15 protein-coding genes and 2 pseudogenes are annotated in these 16,840 nt (G+C 73.0%); 12 read left to right on the forward strand and 5 right to left on the reverse strand.

Annotation, left to right across the window (positions count from 1 at the left end):
- Window positions 1-583: thymidylate kinase (locus tag ACW0Q9_RS20140; protein WP_456183531.1), on the reverse strand; the 583-nt coding region annotated here is incomplete at its 3' end.
- A gap of 83 nt (window positions 584-666) precedes the next feature.
- On the opposite strand from ACW0Q9_RS20140, the gene ACW0Q9_RS20145 reads away from it, so the two are divergent.
- The 5 genes and pseudogenes from ACW0Q9_RS20145 (at window position 667) to ACW0Q9_RS20165 (ending at window position 3,148) form a co-directional block, all read left to right on the forward strand.
- On the forward strand, window positions 667-1,317 hold the full coding sequence (locus ACW0Q9_RS20145; protein ID WP_456183533.1) for a nucleotidyltransferase: 651 nt from the start codon (window positions 667-669) through the stop codon (window positions 1,315-1,317).
- Window positions 1,318-1,373: 56 nt separating this feature from the next.
- On the forward strand, window positions 1,374-1,583 hold the full coding sequence (locus ACW0Q9_RS20150) for a hypothetical protein (RefSeq protein ID WP_229791949.1): 210 nt from the start codon (window positions 1,374-1,376) through the stop codon (window positions 1,581-1,583).
- Between the two features lie 10 nt (window positions 1,584-1,593).
- Window positions 1,594-2,371, forward strand: a pseudogene (locus tag ACW0Q9_RS20155) (metallophosphoesterase family protein).
- The gene (locus tag ACW0Q9_RS20160) at window positions 2,362-2,508 is read left to right on the forward strand and encodes a GPGG-motif small membrane protein (RefSeq protein ID WP_189197857.1); all 147 of its coding nucleotides are present in this window, start codon (window positions 2,362-2,364) and stop codon (window positions 2,506-2,508) included. Before ACW0Q9_RS20155 ends, ACW0Q9_RS20160 begins: the two are co-directional and overlap by 10 nt.
- Before the next feature lie 145 nt (window positions 2,509-2,653).
- Window positions 2,654-3,148, forward strand: coding sequence for a TspO/MBR family protein (locus ACW0Q9_RS20165; RefSeq protein WP_456183535.1), 495 nt, complete (start codon window positions 2,654-2,656; stop codon window positions 3,146-3,148).
- 37 nt (window positions 3,149-3,185) lie between these two features.
- On the opposite strand, the gene ACW0Q9_RS20170 is transcribed toward ACW0Q9_RS20165, so the two are convergent.
- Window positions 3,186-3,959 (reverse strand): peptidoglycan DD-metalloendopeptidase family protein, encoded by a 774-nt coding sequence (locus ACW0Q9_RS20170; protein ID WP_456183537.1) that lies wholly within the window; start codon window positions 3,957-3,959, stop codon window positions 3,186-3,188.
- Between the two features lie 260 nt (window positions 3,960-4,219).
- Between ACW0Q9_RS20170 and ACW0Q9_RS20175 the strand changes: the two genes are divergently transcribed.
- From ACW0Q9_RS20175 to ACW0Q9_RS20195, 5 genes are all read left to right on the forward strand, one after another.
- The gene (locus tag ACW0Q9_RS20175) at window positions 4,220-5,560 is read left to right on the forward strand and encodes an ABC transporter substrate-binding protein (RefSeq protein ID WP_456183539.1); all 1,341 of its coding nucleotides are present in this window, start codon (window positions 4,220-4,222) and stop codon (window positions 5,558-5,560) included.
- Window positions 5,561-5,631: 71 nt separating this feature from the next.
- Window positions 5,632-6,681 (forward strand): carbohydrate ABC transporter permease, encoded by a 1,050-nt coding sequence (locus ACW0Q9_RS20180; RefSeq protein ID WP_456183541.1) that lies wholly within the window; start codon window positions 5,632-5,634, stop codon window positions 6,679-6,681.
- Between the two features lies 1 nt (window position 6,682).
- Window positions 6,683-7,642, forward strand: a complete 960-nt coding sequence (locus ACW0Q9_RS20185; protein WP_456183543.1) for a carbohydrate ABC transporter permease — start codon at window positions 6,683-6,685, stop codon at window positions 7,640-7,642.
- A 63-nt stretch (window positions 7,643-7,705) separates the two neighbouring features.
- Window positions 7,706-8,776: a LacI family DNA-binding transcriptional regulator gene (locus tag ACW0Q9_RS20190; protein ID WP_456183545.1), complete on the forward strand. Its 1,071-nt coding sequence runs from the start codon at window positions 7,706-7,708 to the stop codon at window positions 8,774-8,776.
- A 36-nt stretch (window positions 8,777-8,812) separates the two neighbouring features.
- Entirely contained in the window at window positions 8,813-10,456 is a 1,644-nt protein-coding gene (locus ACW0Q9_RS20195) for a glycoside hydrolase family 13 protein (RefSeq protein ID WP_456183554.1), read from the forward strand.
- 184 nt (window positions 10,457-10,640) lie between these two features.
- On the opposite strand, the gene ACW0Q9_RS20200 is transcribed toward ACW0Q9_RS20195, so the two are convergent.
- The 3 genes from ACW0Q9_RS20200 to xylA form a co-directional block, all read right to left on the reverse strand.
- A complete protein-coding gene (locus tag ACW0Q9_RS20200; protein ID WP_456183547.1) occupies window positions 10,641-12,056 on the reverse strand; it encodes an MFS transporter in 1,416 nt (471 codons plus the stop codon).
- A gap of 87 nt (window positions 12,057-12,143) precedes the next feature.
- Entirely contained in the window at window positions 12,144-13,598 is a 1,455-nt protein-coding gene (gene xylB / locus ACW0Q9_RS20205) for a xylulokinase (protein ID WP_456183549.1), read from the reverse strand.
- Window positions 13,599-13,609: 11 nt separating this feature from the next.
- On the reverse strand, window positions 13,610-14,797 hold the full coding sequence (gene xylA, locus ACW0Q9_RS20210; RefSeq protein ID WP_456183550.1) for a xylose isomerase: 1,188 nt from the start codon (window positions 14,795-14,797) through the stop codon (window positions 13,610-13,612).
- A 48-nt stretch (window positions 14,798-14,845) separates the two neighbouring features.
- Between xylA and ACW0Q9_RS20215 the strand changes: the two genes are divergently transcribed.
- Both ACW0Q9_RS20215 and ACW0Q9_RS20220 read left to right on the forward strand, forming a co-directional pair.
- Window positions 14,846-16,105 (forward strand): ROK family protein, encoded by a 1,260-nt coding sequence (locus ACW0Q9_RS20215; RefSeq protein WP_456183552.1) that lies wholly within the window; start codon window positions 14,846-14,848, stop codon window positions 16,103-16,105.
- 127 nt (window positions 16,106-16,232) lie between these two features.
- A pseudogene (locus ACW0Q9_RS20220) lies at window positions 16,233-16,840 on the forward strand (serine/threonine-protein phosphatase); the annotation flags it as partial.

The raw sequence follows: 16,840 nt of genomic DNA on the forward strand, positions 1-16,840 counted from the left end.
CGGGGCTGCCGTTGCCGTCCACCACCACGAAGCTGCCGTACTCCGGCAGGGTCCGGTACGCGGTGGCCGCCGCGCTGAGCCACTGCATGCTCTCGTGGTCGGTGCCGCGCCGCTCGATCCGCCGGTACGCCTCCACCGGGTCCACGGTGAGCAGGATGGTGACCCGGGGCGGCGGGAAGACGCGGTAGCCGGCCCGGGCCAGCCGCTCCCAGCGCTGGCCGCCGTGCGCGCGGATGCTGGCGTACTGGCAGGCGGACCAGCGGTCCATCACGGCCGTCCGGCCGGTCACCAGGCAGCTGATCAGCGCGAGCGCGATGGCCAGCCAGCGGAGCACGGACTCCACGGCGAGCAGCCCGTTGCGCCCGACGAGCCGCTGCGCGTCCGGCCGGCCGAGTCGCTGGGCCACCCGGCCGAGCCAGCGGCGACCGCCGGCGTTGCGGTGGTAGGTGGCGGGGTGGCCCGCGGCGGTGAGCGCCTCGGCGAGCCGGTGAGCCTGGGTGGTCTTGCCCGATCCGTCGATGCCGATCAGGGCGACGGCGCGCAGTCGGGCCCCGCCGCGCCGCACCCGCAGTGACCTGGCCACCCTGACGAGGCTATCCGACCCGCGCTCACCTTCGGCGGTTTGTCCACATCTGTCCCCCGCATGGCAGGCCGCGCCCGCAACAGGTGTGGCCGACCCGTTCGCCGGGTACGCAACTTCATTCCCACCGCCACCTACGACGACGGGAGACCCAGATGGCCGAGCGCGGGGACGAGACCCTGGTGCACACGCTGAAGAAGGTCGCCGCCGTGCTCAAGCAGTCCGAGATCCCCTTCGCGCTGGGCGGCAGCTTCGCCGTGTACGCCCACGGCGGCCACTCCAGCGACCACGACGTGGACTTCCTCATCCGGCAACAGGACGTCGACCGGGCCCTGGACGCCCTGGTCGAGGCCGGCTTCACCGCCGAACGCCCGCCCGAGGACTGGCTGGTGAAGGTCTACGACGAGGGCCGCATGGTGGACCTGATCCACCGGCCGATCGAGACCCCGGTGACCGAGGAGACCTTCGCCGACACCATCGTGCGGCCGGTCGACGCCATCCACATGCCGGTGCTCTCGGCCAGCCAGCTCATGGTGCACAAGCTGCTCAGCTTCTCCCAGCACTACTGCGACTTCGCCCGGGCCCTGCCGCTCGCCCGCTCGCTGCGGGAACAGATCGACTGGGAACGGGTACGGAAGGAGACGCAGCACTCGCCGTACGCCGAGGCGTTCCTGGTGCTGCTCGACCGGCTGGACGTGCTGCCCGGCGGCGCGACCGGAGGAAGGGAGACACCGTGACCGAGCACCACGGCGGCGGGCCGCCCGACGAGTACGTCGAGGCGGAGATCCAGAGCATGCTGGCCGAGGACCCGGACGTCGCCGAACAGGGCATCACCGTGGTGCGCCGCGAGCGCGGGCTGGTGCTCTACGGCGAGGTGGAGAGCCCGCACCGGCGGGAGGAGATCCTGCGCCGGGTGGCCGAGCGCTTCCCGGACCTGCCGATCACCAGCGACATCGGGGTGATCCGCACGCAGGCGCCCACCCAGGTCGAGGAGCTGCCGTGAGGGAGGTTCGATGGTGATCCGCATCGCCGCCGTCGGCGACGTGCACCTGGACGAGGACGTGGTCGGCCGGTTCCGGCCCGCTCTGGAGGAGTTGCCCGACTGCGCCGACGTGCTGCTGCTCGCCGGGGACCTGACCCGGCACGGCACCGAGTCCGAGGCGCGCTGCGTGGCGCAGGAGTTCGGCGACCTCGGCGTACCGGTGATCACCGTGCTCGGCAACCACGATCACCAGTGCGACCAGGTGCCGCAGGTGGTGAAGGTGCTGGAGGACGCCGGGATCACCGTGCTGGAGGGGACCGGGACCGTGCTGGAGTGCGCCGGCGGGCGGCTCGGCGTGGCCGGGGTGAAGGGCTTCGGCGGCGGGTTCGCCGGGCGGTGCGCCAGCGACTTCGGCGAGCCGGAGATGAAGGCGTTCGTCCAGACCACCAAGGAGAGCTCGGACGCCCTCGGCGCGGCGCTGCGAGGGCTTGACTGCGACCTGCTGGTGGCGCTCACCCACTACTCCCCCGTACCGGACACGCTCGCCGGCGAACCGCTGGAGATCTACCCGTTCCTCGGCTGCTACCAGCTCGGCCAGGCGATCGACTCGGCGCCCACCGCGCTGGCCCTGCACGGGCACGCCCACCACGGCACGGAGCGCGGCACCACCCCGGGCGGGGTGCGGGTCCGCAACGTCGCGCACCCGGTCATCAAGCAGGCCTACAGCGTCTTCCACCTCGGAGATCATCTGGTCTGAGAAGCAGGTTTCCCGGATCCGACGGACGGGTATCCAGCCGCCATGGAGCTGATTCTCTGGATTCTCGCAGTCGTACTGGTGGTCGCCGGCATCCTCGCGCTGTTCCGCCGGCAGATCCTGTGGGGCATCGTCCTCATCATCGTCGGCCTGCTGGTCGGCCCGGGCGGCGTCAGCATCTTCAACAATTAGCGCCTCCTCCCACCACCCCTGACCCGCCGGGGTCGTCGGGCCCGAAAGCTCCGTCCTCCCAGACAGGGGCCTTTCGGTTCCGGCGACCCCGGCGCCGTGCTACGCCGAGCCGTTTGTCCGCCGCGCGGCGCGGGCATCCGGTGGTATGACGATCGCGGGAAGCGTCCGGCGGATCCGCCGCGGGCGGACCTGGTGGGCCCTGCTGGGCTTCGGTGCCGCGGTGACCGTCGCGGCGGCCGTCGGCGCGCTCGGGGTGCGGGGCACCCAGGAGGAGTACGCGAGCCTCGAACAGCCCGCGTGGGCACCGCCGTCCTGGCTCTTCGGGCCGGTCTGGACCGTGCTCTACGCGCTGATCGCGGTGGCCGGCTGGCTGGTCTGGCGGCGGGCCGGCTGGGGGCCGGCGCTGGGCGCCTGGGTCACCCAGCTGGTGTTGAACGCGATCTGGACCCCGCTCTTCTTCGGCGCCGGCCGCTACGGGCTGGCGTTCGCCGACATCGTGCTGATGTGGCTGGCCATCGGGGTCACCGTGGTGCTGTCCTGGCGGGTGTCCCGGCCGGCCGCGCTGCTCCTGATGCCCTACTGGGCCTGGGTGACCTTCGCGGGCGCGCTCAACCTCGCCATCTGGCGGCTCAACGGGTGAGGGGCGCGGGGCGGTCGGCCCCGCGCCGCACCTCCGGTCAGCAGCGGGGAACGCTCGGGATGTAGCCGTCGTAGCCGGTGTAGACGTACGCGTCGGAGATGTATCGGCCGGAGCCGATCCGGTCCCAGATCGAGCTGGTGCCGTAGGTGCCGGTGACCGTGGTGCCGCTGGTCTGGCAGTAGATGGTCACCCGGGTGCCGTCGGCGACCGAGCCGACCGCGCTGTAGCCGGTGCCCGGGCCGGAGCGCACGGTGAGGTCGGCGCCGGCGGTGTTCACCGTGCCCGCCCCGGTGTTCGAGCCGGAGCAGCCGTTGTCGCTGGTGTAGGTCTTGGTGCCCCAGTAGAGGGCGAGCGCCCCGTTGAACCGGACCTGGATGTCGTTGCCGGAAAGCCGCTGCTCGTAGTGCAGGTGCGGGCCGGTCGAGCCGCCGGTGCTGCCCACGTAGCCGATCACCCGGCCGTAGCCGACGGTCTGCCCGACCGAGACGTTGAAGCTGCTCAGGTGGGCGTAGTAGGTGGTGTAGCCGTTGCCGTGGTCGATCCGGACGTACTTGCCGTAGCTGGTGCCGCCGAGGTCGGTCACCCGGTCCACGGTGCCGGGAGCGCTGGCCACCACCGGGTCGCCGAGGTCGTCGGTGCGGTTGAAGTCGATGGCGTAGGCCGGGCTGTGGTCGGACCGGGTCTGGCCGGACCAGGACTGGTTGCAGGGGAACGGAACCTTGAACGTCGGCGCGGCCATGGCCGGCGCCGCCGGCACCAGGGCCACGAGGACGGCCGCCACCGCCGCGAGGCTGAACCAGCGCTTGCGCATCCATTGCCTCCTATGTTGAAAGTTTTCGATCCGATAGAGACAGGGTGGCAGAAAGTTCCATCGATGGGAAGGGCTCCACCACCTCGGTGCCAGCGGAGCGTGGGAGCGCGCCCACAGCCGGTGAGCGGGTTTCCGGATTGTTACCGGGCCGTGTCCGGCAGGGGGTGGACCGGACGCGATGCAAGCGCTTACATGTGGGGACGACCATCGGACCGGCGCGGGTTCGGTTCCCCCACGCGCCGGCAAGGAAGGAGATCGGCATGGCGTTTGCCAGATCGCGCCAGGCTCTCGCGATCGCCGGCGTTCTGGGGCTGGCGCTCGGCGTCACCGCCTGCGGCACCGGCAACGACAAGAAGAGCAGCAAGGCGAGCTCCGCCGAGTGCGCGGCATACGAGAAGTACCAGGGTCACGACGGCAAGAAGGTCACGATCTACTCGTCGATCCGCGACATCGAGGCCGACCGCCTGGACCAGTCCTGGAAGCAGTTCGAGGACTGCACCGGCATCGACATCGACCACGAGGGCTCCGGCGAGTTCGAGGCCCAGCTGGGCGTCCGGGTGGACGGCGGCAACGCCCCCGACCTGGCCTTCATCCCGCAGCCGGGTCTGCTCAAGCGGTTCGTCGACTCGGGCAAGATCAAGGAGGTCGGCGCCGACACCAAGGCCATGGCCGAGCAGAACTTCACCCCCGACTGGCTGAAGTACAGCACCGTCAACGGCAAGCTCTACGGCGTGCCGCTGGGCTCCAACGTCAAGTCGTACGTGTGGTACTCGCCGAAGACCTTCAAGGACAAGGGCTGGTCCGTCCCGACCACCTGGGACGAGCTGATCGCCCTCAGCGACAAGATCGCGGCGAGCGGCACCAAGCCGTGGTGCGCGGGCATCGAGTCCGGTGACGCCACCGGCTGGCCGGCCACCGACTGGATCGAGGACGTGCTGCTGCGCACCCAGGGGGTGGAGGTCTACGACCAGTGGACCACCCACGGCATCCCGTTCAACGACCCGAAGGTCGCCGACGCGGTCGACAAGGCCGGCACCATCCTCAAGAACGAGAAGTACGTCAACGGCGGCTTCGGCGGCGTGAAGAGCATCGCCACCACCTCCTTCCAGGAGGCCGGCACGCCGATCACCACCGGCAAGTGCGCCATGCACCGCCAGGCGTCCTTCTACGCCAACCAGTGGCCGGAGGGCACCAAGGTGGCCGAGGACGGCGACGTCTTCGCGTTCTACTTCCCGGCCGTCGACCCGGCCAAGGGCAAGCCGGTGCTGGGCGCCGGTGAGTTCGTCTCGGCCTTCGCGGACCGTCCCGAGGTCCAGGCGGTGCAGACCTACCTGGCCTCCGGCGAGTACGTCAACAGCCGCGCCAAGATCGGTGACTGGCTGTCGGCGAACAAGAAGCTCGACATCAACAACGTCCCGAACCCGGTGGACAAGCTCTCCGTCCAGATCCTCCAGGACCCGAAGACCGAGTTCCGGTTCGACGGTTCGGACCTGATGCCGGCCGCGGTCGGCGCGGGCACCTTCTGGAAGGGCATGGTCGACTGGATCAACGGCAAGGACACCACCACGGTGCTGAGCGGCATCGAGGGCAGCTGGAAGTGATTTGAGACGGTGGCCCGGTCCGCGACGCGGACCGGGCCACCGCCCGCAACCGAACCCTTGAGGGAGGGTCGATGGAGTTCGACTTCGCGGCGGAACAGCCGAAGTTCCTCATGCTGATGTACGGGCTGATCGCTTTCGTCGCGGTGGTGGGCGGGCTGCTCCTGCTCCTCGACGTGGTGCCGGCCTGGTTCGCCCGCCGTCGGGAGGAGAGGCTGGTCGCCGCCGTGGCGAGCGGCGCGACCCTGCCCCGCCGGCGCAAGCCGCGGGAAGGCCTGATCGCGCTCTTCTTCCTGTTGCCGACAGTGCTGTTCCTCGTCGTCGGGCTGGTGGTGCCGGCGATCCGGACCGCCCTCCTCTCGTTCATGGACAAGGACAGCAGCAACTGGGTGGGCCTGGCCAACTACAGCTGGATGTTCTCCGAGGACTCGATCGTCCGGGTGCTCATCAACAGCCTGGTCTGGGTGCTGCTGGTTCCGCTGGTGGCCACCGCGTTCGGCCTGATCTACGCCGTCCTCGTGGACAAGGCCCGGTTCGAGGCGGTCGCCAAATCCCTGATCTTCCTGCCGATGGCGATCTCGTTCGTCGGCGCCGCCATCATCTGGAAGTTCGTCTACGCGTACCGGGGTGACGGCCAGGACCAGATCGGCCTGCTCAACCAGATCGTGGTCAGCCTCGGCGGCGAGCCGAAGCAGTGGCTGCTGGAGTCGCCGCTGAACACCTTCCTGCTGATCGTGATCATGGTCTGGATCCAGGCGGGCTTCGCCATGGTGGTGCTCTCCGCGGCCATCAAGGCCATCCCCGCCGACATCGTGGAGGCGGCCCGGCTCGACGGGGTCAGCCCCTGGCAGATGTTCTGGCAGATCACCATGCCGAGCATCCGGCCGGCGCTGATCGTCGTGGCGGTGACGCTGTCGATCGCCACGCTCAAGGTCTTCGACATCGTCCGCACCGCCACCAACGGCAACTACGACACCAACGTGATCGCCACCGAGATGTACAACCAGGCGTTCCGGTACCAGGAGAACGGGCAGGGCTCGGCGCTCGCGGTCTTCCTCTTCGTCCTGGTCGTACCCATCGTGATCTACCAGATCCGCAACCTGCGTCAGCAGCGGGAGGGCTGAGATGACCACCGCCACGCCCACCGTCCCGGCCGGCACCCAGGCCACCGGACCGACGACCCGTGTCGCCCGGGTGCGGAAGCGGCTGAACAGCCGCACCGCCACGCTGGTCTCGATCGTCATCGCGCTGCTCTGGACGATCCCCACCTTCGGCCTCTTCATCTCCTCGTTCCGGCCCGAGGACCAGATCAAGACCACCGGCTGGTGGACGTTCTTCAGCGACCCGCAGTTCACGCTGGAGAACTACCAGGAGGTGCTCTTCAGCAACTCCTCCTCCGGGCAGCTGGCCAGCTACTTCATCAACTCGCTGGCGATCACCATCCCGTCGGTGCTCTTCCCGCTCGCCTTCGCCTCGCTGGCCGCGTACGCGCTGGCCTGGATCAACTTCAAGGGGCGGGACTGGCTCTACATCGCGATCTTCGCGTTGCAGATCGTGCCGCTGCAGATGGCCCTCGTGCCGCTGCTGAGGTTCTTCTCCACCGGCGTCACGGTCGCCGGCGTCCAGATCCTCCCGGCGTGGGACCTGGTTGACGAGCAGAAGTTCGCGCAGGTGTGGTTCGCGCACACCTGCTTCGCGCTCCCGTTCGCCGTGTTCCTGCTGCACAACTTCATCTCGCAGCTCCCGGGGGACCTGATGGAGGCGGCCCGGGTCGACGGGGCCACCCACCCGAAGATCTTCCGCACCATCGTCCTGCCGCTGATCACCCCGGCACTGGCCGCGTTCGGCATCTTCCAGTTCCTCTGGGTCTGGAACGACCTGCTGGTCGCGCTCATCTTCGCCGGTGGCGGCGACGAGACCGCCCCGCTCACCGTCCGGCTGGCCGAGCTGGCCGGCACGCGGGGCAACGAGTGGCAGCGGCTGACGGCCGGCGCGTTCGTGTCGATCGTCGTACCGCTGATCGTGTTCCTGTCCCTCCAGCGCTTCTTCGTGCGGGGCCTGCTCGCCGGCAGCGTCAAGGGCTGATCCGCTGCTCCGCCGCCGCCGGTCCCCCGGCGGCGGCGGGCGCGGGTCGGGAGCGGGGAACCAATGACGAAGATTGACGATGTCGCCCGCCTGGCCGGGGTCTCCACGGCCACCGTCTCCCGGGCGCTGCGCGGCCTGCCGACGGTCTCGGCCGCGACGCGGCGCCGGGTCCTCGCCGCCGCCGAGCAGCTCCAGTACGCGGTCTCGCCGAGCGCCTCCCGGCTGGCCGGCGGCAAGACCGGCACGGTGGCGGTGGTGGTCCCCCGGATCACCCGCTGGTTCTTCGGCACGGTGGTCGAGGCGGTCGAGGAACACCTCCACCAGAACGGCTACGACCTGCTGCTCTACAACCTCGGCGGGCGGGAGCAGATCCGGCAGCGGGTGCTGCGCCCGGCCAGCCTGCACAAGCGGGTGGACGCGATCATCCTGGTCGCCACCCCGCTGCGCCCGGCCGACCTGACCGCGCTGACCAAGCTGGCCCTGCCGGGCGTGACCATCAGCTCCGGCAGCGGGGTGCCCGGCTGGCCCTGCGTCCGGATCGACGACGTGGCCGCGGCCCGGACCGCCACCCGGCACCTGCTCGACCTCGGCCACACCCGGATCGCGCACATCTCCGGCGACCCGGACGACGAGCTGGCGTTCACCACCCACCTGGACCGGCGGCGCGGCTACGAGGAGGCGCTGCGCGCGGCCGGGATCCGGCCCGACCCGAGCCTGGACGTCGAGTCGCAGTTCACCGTCGACGGCGGCACCCGGGCGACCGCCGAGCTGCTGGCCCGGGGCGAGCCACCGACCGCGATCTTCGCCGCCTGCGACGAGATGGCGATGGGTGCCATGACCGCACTGCGCGACGCGGGGCTGCGGGTGCCGCAGGACGTCAGCGTCATCGGCATCGACGACCACGACCTGGCCGGCGTGCTCGGGCTGAGCACGATCGCCCAACCGGCGGCGGAGCAGGGGCTGCTCGCCGCCCGGATGCTGCTCGACCCGCTGGGCGGGCGCACCGTCGACCCGTACCCCGGGCGGGTGCCGGCCCCGCGCGGCCCGGACCCCGACGACGGATCACCCGCCTCGGTGATCCTGCCCACTCGCCTGGTGGTGCGTGAATCGACCGCGCCGCCCCGGGCAAACTGAACCGATTCGTCCCACACGCACGACAGGGAGAAGGCGCTGAACACCGACGCGACGCAGCAGGACCCGGCCACCGGCTGGTGGACCGAGGCCGTCATCTACCAGATCTACCCGCGCTCGTTCGCCGACTCGAACGGCGACGGCATCGGCGACCTCCCCGGCATCACGGCCCGCCTCGGTCACCTCAGCGAGCTGGGGGTCGACGCCATCTGGTTGTCGCCGTTCTACCCGTCCCCGCAGGCCGACGCCGGCTACGACGTGGCCGACTACCGGGACGTCGACCCGCTCTTCGGCACCCTGGCCGACGCCGACAAGATGATCGCCGAGGCGAAGGCGCGCGGCCTGCGGGTGATCGTCGACCTGGTGCCCAACCACACCTCGTCGCAGCACCGCTGGTTCCAGGCCGCCGTCGCGGCCGAGCCGGGCAGCCCGGAGCGGAACCGCTACATCTTCCGGGACGGCAAGGGGCCGCAGGGCGCCGAGCCGCCGAACGACTGGGAGAGCGTCTTCGGCGGGCCGGCCTGGACCCGGCTGCCGGACGGCCAGTGGTACCTGCACCTGTTCGACTCCGGCCAGCCCGACCTCAACTGGGGCAACCCGGAGGTGCGCGCCGAGTTCCTGGACATCCTCCGGTTCTGGCTGGACCGGGGCGTCGACGGGTTCCGGGTGGACGTGGCGCACGGCCTGATCAAGCAGGCCGACCTGGCCGACTGGCAGGAGCCGCAGGAGATCCTCTCCGGTCAGGAGGTGGACAAGCCGCGCCCGCCGATGTGGGACCAGGACGGCGTGCACGACATCTACCGGGAGTGGCGGCGGCTGCTCGACTCCTACGACGGGGAACGGATCCTGGTCGCCGAGGCGTGGGTGGAGCCGGCCGAGCGGCTGGCCCGCTACGTGCGGCCGGACGAGATGCACCAGGCGTTCAACTTCGAGTACCTGCTCGCCGCCTGGACCGCCCCCGCCCAGTACGCCGTGATCACCCGCTCGCTGGAGGCCACCGACGGCGTCGGCGCCCCGACCACCTGGGTGCTGTCGAACCACGACGTGGTCCGGCACGCCTCCCGGCTCGGGCTGGCCGTCGGCGGCGGCCGCCCCAACGGCATCGGCATCGGCGACCCGCAGCCCGACGCCGCGCTCGGCCTGCGCCGGGCCCGCGCGGCCAGCCTGCTGATGCTCGCCCTGCCCGGCTCGGCCTACCTCTACCAGGGCGAGGAGCTGGGGCTGCCGGAGCACACCACGCTGCCCGACGAGGCCCGGCAGGACCCGACCTGGGAGCGCAGCCTGCACACCCAGCGCGGCCGGGACGGCTGCCGGGTGCCGATCCCGTGGGAGGCCGACGCCCCGTCGTACGGCTTCGGCCCGACCGACGCGAGCTGGCTCCCCCAGCCGACGCTCTGGGCGGAGTACGCGCTCGACCGGCAGCGTGGGGTCGACGGCTCGACCTACGAGCTGTACCGGACCGCGCTGCGGCTGCGCCGCGAGCACGGCCTGGCCCGGGGCCCGCTGCGCTGGCTCTCCTCCGGCGACGAGGTGCTCACCTTCACCAACGGCGGGCTCACCGTGCTGACCAACTTCGGCGCGCAGCCGGTGCCGCTGCCGGCCGGCGCCGAGGTGCTGGCGTCGAGCGCTCCGCTGGAGGGCGACGCCGTCGCCACCGACGTGACCGTCTGGTACCGCGCCTGACGCCCGGCCGACACCTGTCGCCGCGAAGGGTGGCCGCCCACTACCGGGCCGCCACCCTTCGCCGTCGCGCCGCACGCCCGCTCTCCCCTGCGCGTTCGCGTCGGCGCTGAGCCGTCGACGACATCAGCTCGACAGGCGGTCTCGGAGACAGCCGCCGGTCCGACGGCGGCGGGGGCTGCCCGGGTCAGAGGCGGTCGGCGCGGGCGTGCAGGAGGTCGTGGACCGACTCGATGTCCCCCGGTGAGGTGCGGGCGGCCAGCCAGTACATGACGCCGGTGGGGATGAAGAAGAGCTGGAACGCGGCCAGCCCGACGGCGTAGTTCAGCGGCGGTGGGAAGGCCCCCCGCAGCGCCCCGAAGGCCACCCCGACCAGCCCGTTGCCGGCGGCTCGGCCGACCCCGTTGACCAGGTTGCCGAGGCTGTAGACCGTGCCCCGGTGCTCGGGCGGGTTGACGTCGGCGATCAGCGCGAACCAGTTGGGCGAGTTGGCCGAGGTGAGCGCGAGGGCGAGCACGGCGGTGAGCAGGCTCAGCCCGACCGTCGGCTCGGTGAACACGCTGGCCAGCACGGCCGCGATGACCGCGCCGGAGCTGCCGCCGTCCGGCACGTCGATCCGGATCGGCACGAAGAACAGCACCAGGTAGAACGGCACGGCCGCGAGGATGCCCACCGCCGCGACCAGGGCCCGGCCACTCCGCGTACGCCGTTGCAGCGCGTCGCCGGCCAGGCCGCCCACGATGGAGAGCACCCCACCGAGCTGGAACAGGGTGGCGAAGACGCTGCCCACCACCACGGCGGTGGCCGCCGAGTAGCCCTGCGCCTCGGCCCGCTGGCTGAACAGCACCGGCAGCCAGACCAGCGAGCCGAACGCCGCCTGCGCGGTCAGCCCCTGGAGGACCAGCCAGCGGTTGGTCCGCCGGGCCAGGATCCGGGGCAGGTCGGCCCGGCTGATCCGGTAGTCGTACTCGCGGCCGGCGTCGAGCGCCGCGGCCAGCTCCGGCTCGCTCTGCCCGCGCCGGATGTCGTAGGTGAACAGGTACGCCGCGGTGGCGGCCAGGCCGACCCCGGTGAGCACCAGGAACGGGCGCCGCCAGTCGGTGGCGCCGAGCAGGCCCCCGGTCAGCGTGCCGGCGAGCGTGCCGACGCCCTGGGACAGGCCCCAGAAGCTCATCACCAGGCCGCGGCGGCGGGGCGAGATCAGGTCGGTGACCACGGAGAAGCCGACCGAGCCGACCGCGCCCAGCCCGACCGCGGCGACGAGCTGGGCGGCCAGGAACGTCGGGTAGTTCTGGGCGAGGGCGCTGCCGCCGGTGCCCGCCGCCCAGATCAGCGTGCCGACCATGAGCAGCGGCTTGCGGTCGGTCCGGTCGCCGACGTACGCCCAGGCCACCGCGGCGACCGCGCTGACCAGGAAGCTGACCGCGGTCACCAGGCCGAGCAGCCGCTGCGACACGCCCAGCGCGCCGGAGATCGACCCGTACAGCGGCGGGACCAGGCCGATGGCCACGTTGTCCAGCGAGGCGAGCACGACGAACACCACGACGCTGTAGAACCGGTGCGCCGCGTTCCCGCGCCGGGAGACCCTCGTGCCGCTGCTCATGCCGGGCAGCAAACCAGGCGGAGATCACGGCCGGAACACGACCCGCCGTCACCAGCACCTCGCGTCCCTGACCGGGCAGCCCGTCGGTCAGCTTGCCTGTCTCCGGTCGACCACGCGGTCCCGGGCCAGGGCGTAGCGCTCGCGGACGGCGGGGACGGGCGCGGCCGCGTACTCCTCGGTGTCGCCGATCGACCAGGTGGGCGGCGCCGCCCCGCCCAGGGCGACCCAGGCGGCCTGGCGGGCGGCCCCGTCGGCGACGTACTCCCCGGGCGGGGGCACGACCACGGGACGGCCGAAGACCTGCGGGGCGATCCGCCGCACCGCGGCCGAGCGGGCCCCGCCGCCGACCAGGATGATCCGGTCGGCGCGGGCCCCCTGCGCGGTCAGCGCGTCGAGGCCGTCGGCCAGCGCGCAGAGCATGCCCTCGACGGCGGCCCGGGCGAGATGGGCCGGAGTCGAGGTGCCCAGGGTGAGGCCGTGCAGCGCGCCGGTGGCGGTGGGCCGGTCCGGGGTCCGCTCCCCCTCCAGGTAGGGCACCATGACCAGCCCGTCGGCGCCGGGCGGGGCGGCCAGCGCCAGCTCGCTCAGCGTCGCCAGGTCGACGCCGAGCAGCGTCGCGGCGGCGTCGAGCACCCGGGCCGCGTTGAGCGTGCAGACCAGCGGCAGGAACCGGCCGGTGGCGTCGGCGAAGCCGGCCACCGCCCCGCCCGGGTCGGCGGCCGGCGTGTCGGCCACCGCGAAGACCGTGCCCGAGGTGCCGATCGACACGATCACGTCGCCCGCACCGGCCCCGGCGCCGAGCGCGGCGGCGGCGTTGTCCCCGGTCCCCGGCCCGAGCAGGACCGGGCCCCCGGCGCCGCTCGCCCCGCCACCGAGCGCCGCCGGGTCGAGGTGCCCGGCCACCTCGGCCGGGCCGAGCACGACCGGCACCCGCAGCCGCCGTCCGAACGCGCGTTCCAGCAGGTCGAGCCGGTATTCCCCGGTGCGCGGCGACCAGTATCCGGTGCCGCTGGCGTCGCCCCGGTCGGTGCGGAGCGCGGCCAGGCCCGGCGCGCCGGCCAGCCGCCAGGTGAGCCAGTCGTGCGGCAGGCAGACGGCGGCCACCCGGTCGGCGTTGGCCGGCTCGTGCCGGGCCAGCCAGCGCAGCTTGGTGACGGTGAAGCTCGCCACCGGCACGGACCCGGTCGCGTCGGCCCAGAACCGGCGGCCGGTCTCCCCGCCGCCCGCCTCCTCGATCAGCTCGCGGGCGGCGTCGGCGGAGCGGGTGTCGTTCCAGAGCAGCGCCGGGCGGACCACCTGCCCCGCCTCGTCCAGGCAGACCATGCCGTGCTGCTGGCCGCCGACCGCGACGGCGGCCACGTCGGCCAGCCCGCCGGCCTCGGTGACGGCCGCCCGCAGGGCGTCCCACCAGGCCTGCGGGTCGACCTCGGTGCCCTCGGGGTGCGGCGCGCGGCCCTGCCGGACCAGCGCGCCGGTCTCCGCGTCCCGGACCACCACCTTGCAGGACTGGGTCGAGGAGTCGATGCCGGCGACGAGCGGCATGGCGGCCCGCCTCAGCGCGCGCCGAGCAGGTGCTCGACGGCGAGCTGGTTGAGCCGGACGAAGCCGAAGCCCTTCGCCCCGGCCGCCGCCGGGTCGAACTCCTCGAACGCGGAGCGGTCGGCGAGCAGGTCGGCGTGGCCCTCGCCCGGGTTCAGCGTCGGGGTGGCCAGCTCGGCCACCTTGCTGGCGGCCAGCGCCTCCGCCACCTCCGGGTCGGCCCGGAACGCCGCGGCCCGCTCCTTCAGCAGCAGGTAGGTGTGCATGTTCGCCTCGGCCGACGCCCACACGCCGGTCATGTCCTCCGTCCGGGAGGGCTTGTAGTCGAAGTGCCGGGGCCCGTCGTACGCGGGACCGCCGTTCGGGCCGCCGTGCTCCAGCAGGTCGACCAGGGCGAACGCGTTGAGCAGGTCGCCGTGGCCGAAGACCAGGTCCTGGTCGTACTTGATGCCGCGCTGGCCGTTGAGGTCGATGTGGAACAGCTTGCCCTGCCAGAGCGCCTGGGCGATGCCGTGCGCGAAGTTCAGCCCGGCCATCTGCTCGTGGCCGACCTCCGGGTTGAGGCCGACCAGCTCCGGGCGGGCCAGTGTGGAGATGAAGGCCAGCGCGTGCCCGACGGTCGGCAGCAGGATGTCGCCGCGCGGCTCGTTCGGCTTGGGCTCGAGGGCGAAGCGCAGGTCGTAGCCGCGGTCGACGACGTACTGGCAGAGCAGGTCGACGGCCTCCCGGTAGCGGTCCAGCGCGGCGCGGACGTCCTTGGCCACGTCGTACTCGGCGCCCTCCCGGCCGCCCCACATCACGAAGGTGCGGGCGCCCAGCTCGGCGGCGAGGTCGACGTTGCGCAGCACCTTGCGCAGCGCGTACCGGCGGACGGCCCGGTCGTTGCTGGTGAAGCCGCCGTCCTTGAACACCGGGTGGTTGAAGAGGTTGGTGGTGACCATCGGCACGACCAGGCCGGTCTCGTCGAGGGCCTTGCGGAACCGGGCGATGTGCTGGTCGCGGGTGGCGGCGTCCGCGCCGAAGGGGACCAGGTCGTCGTCGTGGAAGGTGATCCCGTAGGCGCCCAGCTCGGCCAGCCTGTGGACGGCCTCGACGGCGTCCAGCTCGGGCCGGGTGGCGTCGCCGAACGGGTCGCGGGCCTGCCAGCCCACCGTCCAGAGACCGAAGGAGAACTTGTCGGCGGGGGTGGGACGGGGTGCCATGGGGACCTCCGGGGATGTCGACCGCAATTTGTTCAGTGGTTGAATTAAATGGCCACGATGTGGCAGTGTCAAGCGGTGACCAGCACCAGCACCGACGGGGCGGTCCGGCAGGGCAGCCTCCGCGAACTCAACCTCGCGGTCGTGCTCCGGCGGATCGCCGCCGCCGACCGACCGCCCTCCCGGGCCGAGATCGCCGCCGGGACCGGGCTGACCCGGGCCACCGTCTCGGCCGTGGTCGACGACCTGATCGCCGGCCGACTGGTGGCCGAGGCGGAGCCCGCGCCGCGTACCGGGGCGGGGCGGCCCGCCCGCGGCCTGGTGCTGGCCGCCGACGGTCCGGCCGGGCTCGGCCTGGAGGTGAACGTCGACTACCTGGCCGCCTGCGTGGTCGACCTGACCGGGGCGGTCCGGCACCACCTGGTGCGCCGCGCCGACCTGCGCCCAGTCTCCCCCGCCGACGCCCTGGACCGGCTCGCCGCGCTGGCCGCGGAGGCCCGCGCCGCCGCCGTACGCGACGGGCTGACCCTGGCCGGCGCGGCGCTCGCGGTGCCCGGGCTGGTCGGCGACGGCGGCCTGGTCCGGCTCGCGCCCAACCTCGGCTGGCGCGACGTCGACGTGCCCGCCCTGCTCGCCGGGCACCCGCTCGCCGAGCGGGTCGACGGGATCCCCCCGCTGGTGGTCGACAACGAGGCCAACCTGGCCGCCCTCGGCGAACTGCACGCCGGCCCGCCCGGCCCGGCGAGCTTCCTGCACATCACCGGCGAGATCGGCATCGGCGCCGGGATCGTGCTGGACGGGGCGCTCTACCGGGGCACCCGCGGCTGGAGCGGCGAGATCGGTCACATCCCCGTGCAGCCGCAGGGCCGGCCGTGCCGCTGCGGTGGCCAGGGCTGCCTGGAGCGGTACGCGGGCCAGGAGGCCATCCTGGCCGCCGCCGGCCTGGCCGGTGCGGACCTGCCGGCGGACACCGCCGCCACCCGGCTGGCCGACCTGGCCGGGGCGGGCGACCCGGCCACGCTGGCCGCGCTCGCGGACGCCGGCACCGCCCTGGGGGTGGCGGTGGCGGGCGTGGTGAACCTGCTGGACCTGGACACCGTGGTGCTCGGCGGCGGATACGCCCCGCTCGCCCCCTGGCTGCGCCCTCCGGTGGTCGCCGAGATCTCCCGGCGGGTGCTCACCGCCGCCTGGTCGCCGGTGACGGTGCGCCCGGCCGCGCTCGGCCCGCAGTCCGCGGCGGTCGGCGGGGCCGCCTCGGTGGTCCGCCGGGTGGTCGACCGGCCGGTGGGCTGGCTGGCCCGTTCCGGGTGACCCGCGGTCCTCGACGGGCGTCCGACGGCCCCGCTCGGTACGCTTGCCGCCAGGCAAGAACCGCAACCGAGGAGTGCACCGACAGCATGCGCACGGGTCGACGGACCGACGCGCCCGTCCACGGGCGGTGACGCCCGCCCGACGGGCGGCCGGGACCGCGCTGCCGGCCGGCTCCCCACTCGCCCGCGAACTGCTGGACGGGCTCGCCGAGGCCGTCGTGACCACCGACCGGGCCGGCGTGGTGACCCTGGCCAACGTGATGGCCTCGGCACTCCTGCCCGAACTCTCCCCCGGCGTCGACCTGGCCGGTTGCGCGGTCCCCGCGCTGGCCGACGCGGTCCGCGGCGGCGCCGGAAGCTTCGAGACCGAGCACCACGGCCGGCGGCTGCACGGCGTCCGGCGCGGCCTGGCCGGCGGCCACTGCGCCTGGTACGTCCGGGACGTCACCGAGGAGCAGGCGCGCGGCGAGGCGCTGCTGGCCGAGCGGTCCCGGACCGCGTTCCTGGCCCAGGCCGGTAGCCGGCTCGGGCTCTCCGTGGACCGGGACCAGACGCTGCAGGCCACCGTCACCCTGCCGGTGCCCTACCTGGCCGACGCCGCCGTGGTCGTGCACCGCCCGTCCCCGCCGGCCGAGGACGAGCCGCGCTGGCTCCGGTACGCCGCCGGCGACCCCGCCCCGGCCGCCGGGGTGGCCGGCTGGCGGACCGTCGAGTCGGTGCCCGGGCTGTTCGAGGC

The organism is Micromonospora sp. I033 (genome assembly GCF_053890995.1).

What these genes read in the sequence shown, in the direction of transcription:
- ACW0Q9_RS20185 (WP_456183543.1), top strand. Translation starts at nt 6,683, where the DNA reads ATGACCACCGCCACGCCCACCGTCCCGGCCGGCACCCAGGCCACCGGA.
- ACW0Q9_RS20170 (WP_456183537.1), bottom strand. Translation starts at nt 3,959, where the DNA reads ATGCGCAAGCGCTGGTTCAGCCTCGCGGCGGTGGCGGCCGTCCTCGTG.
- ACW0Q9_RS20190 (WP_456183545.1), top strand. Translation starts at nt 7,706, where the DNA reads ATGACGAAGATTGACGATGTCGCCCGCCTGGCCGGGGTCTCCACGGCC.
- ACW0Q9_RS20215 (WP_456183552.1), top strand. Translation starts at nt 14,846, where the DNA reads ATGGCCACGATGTGGCAGTGTCAAGCGGTGACCAGCACCAGCACCGAC.
- ACW0Q9_RS20200 (WP_456183547.1), bottom strand. Translation starts at nt 12,056, where the DNA reads ATGAGCAGCGGCACGAGGGTCTCCCGGCGCGGGAACGCGGCGCACCGG.
- ACW0Q9_RS20180 (WP_456183541.1), top strand. Translation starts at nt 5,632, where the DNA reads ATGGAGTTCGACTTCGCGGCGGAACAGCCGAAGTTCCTCATGCTGATG.
- ACW0Q9_RS20175 (WP_456183539.1), top strand. Translation starts at nt 4,220, where the DNA reads ATGGCGTTTGCCAGATCGCGCCAGGCTCTCGCGATCGCCGGCGTTCTG.
- ACW0Q9_RS20160 (WP_189197857.1), top strand. Translation starts at nt 2,362, where the DNA reads ATGGAGCTGATTCTCTGGATTCTCGCAGTCGTACTGGTGGTCGCCGGC.
- ACW0Q9_RS20165 (WP_456183535.1), top strand. Translation starts at nt 2,654, where the DNA reads ATGACGATCGCGGGAAGCGTCCGGCGGATCCGCCGCGGGCGGACCTGG.
- xylA (WP_456183550.1), bottom strand. Translation starts at nt 14,797, where the DNA reads ATGGCACCCCGTCCCACCCCCGCCGACAAGTTCTCCTTCGGTCTCTGG.
- ACW0Q9_RS20150 (WP_229791949.1), top strand. Translation starts at nt 1,374, where the DNA reads ATGCTGGCCGAGGACCCGGACGTCGCCGAACAGGGCATCACCGTGGTG.
- xylB (WP_456183549.1), bottom strand. Translation starts at nt 13,598, where the DNA reads ATGCCGCTCGTCGCCGGCATCGACTCCTCGACCCAGTCCTGCAAGGTG.